Consider the following 4,053-nt stretch of genomic DNA (forward strand, 5'->3'; position numbering starts at 1 on the left):
ATCTTAGCTTCTTTTAATAATTCTTCTAAGTGATGGATATGGAAGTTACTAACACCAATTGCACGTACTCGCCCTTCCTTGTAGAGCTTCTCTAATGCCTTCCATGTCTCAACAAATTTGCCCTCAACCGGCCAATGGATAAGATACAAATCAAGATAATCAAGGTCTAACCTTTTCAAACTAGCATCAAATGCAGCAAGAGTCGTGTCATATCCTTGATCAGCATTCCACACTTTCGAAGTAATGAATAGTTCTTCTCGAGAAACACCTGCTTCTTTAATCCCTTTGCCAACCCCTTCTTCATTTTTATAAATAGCAGCTGTATCAATGCTGCGATAACCATTTTCTATTRCATTTCGAACAGAATCAGCAGCCTCAGAGCCACCTTTCACTTTAAATACGCCAAGCCCAAACCAAGGCATCTCTACACCATTATGTAATGTCGTTGTATCTTTTAAACTTGTTACCATTATGTCATCTCCTTCATATTTAATAGATCTCTTTTAATAGACCTCTTCTATTTTCCTACAATTCGGTCAATAATGACAAGTTTAATTTTCCATTCACTTTAAAATAAAGGAAAGAGAAGCTTATTTACTCGCTTCTCTTTCCTTTATTTCTTTGCTAATCTCCATAAATAATTTGATATCATCAAACACTTTCTCTAAACTTAATGTCCAAAACTCAGAGCATGTAGGATCCATCCCAGTATGCTTTTCTATAAGCTCTTCAACCGAAAGTACAGATGCATCGATTAACATTTCATCAAATAACTCTCCTGGTCGATCTGATTTCTCGAGGACCTTATAGAAACCGATACTTAATAAATGCGCAATCGTGTAGGGATAATGGCCAAATGGTTTATGAGTAAAGTAAAAATGACGTAACGAGGCCCAAAATGTTGGTTCGTATGAATCAAAAAGATCGCCCATCACTTCTTTTTGGACATCTTCCATCAATTGATTCAACTCACTTGCTCTCACAAAACCATGCTTCCGCTTTTCATAGAGTTCAACTTCAAACTGATGACGAATATAACTATTTAGAATGGTAACCAAATCTCTTACAAGTTGCTGATTTAAGAGATGGAGCTTTTCTTTAGGATCTATTGCTGCCTCAATCGCCGCTCGCATCACGATCGTTTCTGTTAATGTAGAAGCAAGTTCAGCCATGACCATTGGACAATCTTGTCGATACATAGGCAGCTCCTGCAACAATCGATACTGATAAGCATGTCCTATCTCATGGGCTAACACGCCCACACTTTCAAGGTTCTCATGATAGTGCATGAAAATCCTTGATTCTTTATTAATAGGCATAGGTGCGCAGAATGCACCAGGACTCTTAAGATCACTAGGTTCGGCGTCCACCCAATTATCATTAATGATTTGTCGGGTAAATTCAGCTAGCCTAGGGTCAAAGGAATGGAGATGCTGCTCAATAAAAGCCACCCCTTCGTTAAATGGTACAACTTTTCCTTGTTGCTCTAATGCTAGGGGAGCAAATTGATCCGTCCAAGATAATTCCGTTGCCTGAAACAGAACTTTTTTTTGCTTAATATAATCATAGAATGGCTGTCTATTCTCCAGTACTGCTTGCCACATCGCATCTAATGTCGTCTCTGTTAAGCGATTTGCATCTAATGATTCTTTTAAAAAGGAACCCCAACCACGTTCTTTGTACTGGCTCAATCGAAATCCCGCAATATGATTAATCGCTTTTGCGCAAATCGGAGATTCTCTCTCCCACTCCGTTTTCCACTGTTCAAATCCTTTTAAGCGGATGTCCCTTTCCGACCCATAGTAAATGAGAGCAGGAACATTTTGCGCTTTGACTTCCTTCCCATTCAATATAATAGAAATCCTACTAGCAGCTAGCTGATTCATCTCTCCCCATGCATGAAGGCCATCTGCTTGCAAGGACCTCATCGCTGCTTCAATCGAATCATTATTTAACTGTAATTGCTGATAACGTCTGCGATCGAGGAGCGCTTTAATGTCTCTTACTCGAGTATCTTGAAGGACGGCCCCCCAGTCCCTTTCTGAAGCACAGGCAAACATTTGGTCTAACGTCGTCTCAAGCATTTGATAACGGCTATACACTTCATTTACAGAATGACGCCAACCTGCTGCCTCCTCATTGGTCGTATCGATAGAATGTAAACAGATTACGTATTCAAAAAGTTGATACCACTTTAGATAAATGTCTTGCGCCTCAAGTACATTTTGGATAATATCTTCTTTGTTTGCTGTATGTCTATCAACTTCAAACATTGCAAGTCGCTGGTCTACTTCGTTTAGTGCCTTCTTGACTTCTATTTCTGGAAGACCCTTTGGCTCGATCCTTTCTAAATCCCACTTCATTCACTAAAACCTCCATTATTACCATCATTTAAATGTCTATTTCACTAAATAGGTTTTGGTGATTTTTTCGTATATAGGTCGTTCTTTTTTGAAAAAGGACACAATCATAAACGGAAAAAGGATATACTTCAAGAGCTCACGGTACAGTAAGCGCCATACGCTTGGCTTTTCTGCTTTTTCATCGTAAACATGTAGGTCAACAATCATCATTCCAAAAGAACGACGTGCCCGAATGACATAGAGTAGATGCACACCAATAAAGACGATCGCCAATATTCCCCAATTAATCAGAAGCAAATCAAATTCATTTTGCCACACATAATACGAGAAACCAGCTGCATCATCATAAGGAGATTGCGACTTCACCATTAACCAAGAAGTCGTACCAGCAGCTGTTAAGATCATCACTACTGACAAAAATAAAAAGTCATAAAACGCAGCAAGTAACCTGTACCAACCATTTGCCCATTCATTTTTATTAAGCAATCTCTCTTTCCAATCAATGACCATACACATTCCCCCTTACTAATCCTTCTTATAATAACATAATTTTCTAAATAATCACTTTACCTTTCTACGCCGCTCGCTTTAATAGATTTCATATTTTTAAAAGATCATGCTTAAGCTCATGAGAGGATTGAAGAATCAGCACCTTTCATGTAAAATGAATCAGTGAGAATGGATGGCAATTACATACAAAAACTTGATAAAGAGGTGCCTTACTAATGAGTAACGAAAAAGTTTTAGTGTTCGGACATAAGAATCCAGATACGGATACGATCTGTTCTGCTCTTGTTTATGCAGACTTAAAAAGCAAATTAGGGATGAACGTCGAACCAGTTCGTTTAGGAGAAATCAATGAAGAAACTGCTTTCGCCCTTGATTTCTTTCAAGCTGAAAAGCCTCGTCTAGTCGAAAATGTGTCAAATGAGGTGGAGCAAGTAGCTCTTGTTGACCACAATGAGTTTCAACAAAGTGTGAGTGATATTGAGAGCGTGAAGATTATCGAAGTAGTTGATCACCACCGTATCGCTAATTTCCAAACAAAAGAACCTCTTAACTTCCGCGTTGAGCCTGTTGGATGTACGACAACAATTCTTCGTAAAATGAACCTTGAAAACAATGTTGAGATCACAAAGCAAATGGCAGGTTTAATGGTATCAGCTATTATTTCTGATTCRTTATTATTTAAATCTCCAACATGCACGGATGAAGATGTAGAAGCTGCAAAGAGTCTGGCTGAAATTGCTGAAATTAACCTTGATGAATATGGACTTAATATGCTGAAAGCTGGTACGAAACTTGAAAATCGCTCTGCAAAGCAAATCATCTCCATTGATAGTAAAGAATTCCCGATGGGTGAAAAGTTAGTGGAAGTTGCACAAGTAAATACAGTCGATGTAGCTGAAGTATTAGCAAGAAAAAAAGAAATTGCTGAGGAAATCAATGCGACGATTGAATCTAAAAACTTAGAGGTGTTCGTTCTTGCGATTACAGATATCTTAGAAGGCGACTCTACCATTTTAACTTATGGCAATGGCGTTACAAAAGTCGAAGAAGCTTTTGACGTTGCTGTTACAGAAAATACTGCCCTGCTTAAAGGTGTTGTATCAAGAAAGAAACAAATCATTCCTGCCTTAACAAAAGCAATCAGTTAATATAATCTAAGTTGAACCTTTCTCCGTAGAAC

4 protein-coding genes are annotated in these 4,053 nt (G+C 38.4%); 1 reads left to right on the forward strand and 3 read right to left on the reverse strand.

Annotated elements, in window-relative coordinates; genetic code table 11:
• The 3 genes from AB685_RS27625 to AB685_RS27635 form a co-directional block, all read right to left on the reverse strand.
• The coding region (locus tag AB685_RS27625; RefSeq protein WP_047973808.1) for an aldo/keto reductase at positions 1-470 on the reverse strand (470 nt) is incomplete at its 3' end.
• 120 nt (positions 471-590) lie between these two features.
• Complete coding sequence (locus tag AB685_RS27630; RefSeq protein WP_047973809.1) at positions 591-2,363, reverse strand: M3 family oligoendopeptidase; 1,773 nt, start codon at positions 2,361-2,363, stop codon at positions 591-593.
• Positions 2,364-2,399: 36 nt separating this feature from the next.
• Positions 2,400-2,873: an RDD family protein gene (locus AB685_RS27635; RefSeq protein ID WP_047973810.1), complete on the reverse strand. Its 474-nt coding sequence runs from the start codon at positions 2,871-2,873 to the stop codon at positions 2,400-2,402.
• A gap of 215 nt (positions 2,874-3,088) precedes the next feature.
• Between AB685_RS27635 and AB685_RS27640 the strand changes: the two genes are divergently transcribed.
• On the forward strand, positions 3,089-4,021 hold the full coding sequence (locus tag AB685_RS27640) for a manganese-dependent inorganic pyrophosphatase (RefSeq protein ID WP_047973811.1): 933 nt from the start codon (positions 3,089-3,091) through the stop codon (positions 4,019-4,021).
• Positions 4,022-4,053 lie beyond the last annotated feature (32 nt).

Source organism: Bacillus sp. LL01, assembly GCF_001037965.1.

Coding starts and splice junctions, on each gene's coding strand:
- AB685_RS27630 (WP_047973809.1), bottom strand. CDS start 2,363: ATGAAGTGGGATTTAGAAAGGATCGAGCCAAAGGGTCTTCCAGAAATA.
- AB685_RS27635 (WP_047973810.1), bottom strand. CDS start 2,873: ATGGTCATTGATTGGAAAGAGAGATTGCTTAATAAAAATGAATGGGCA.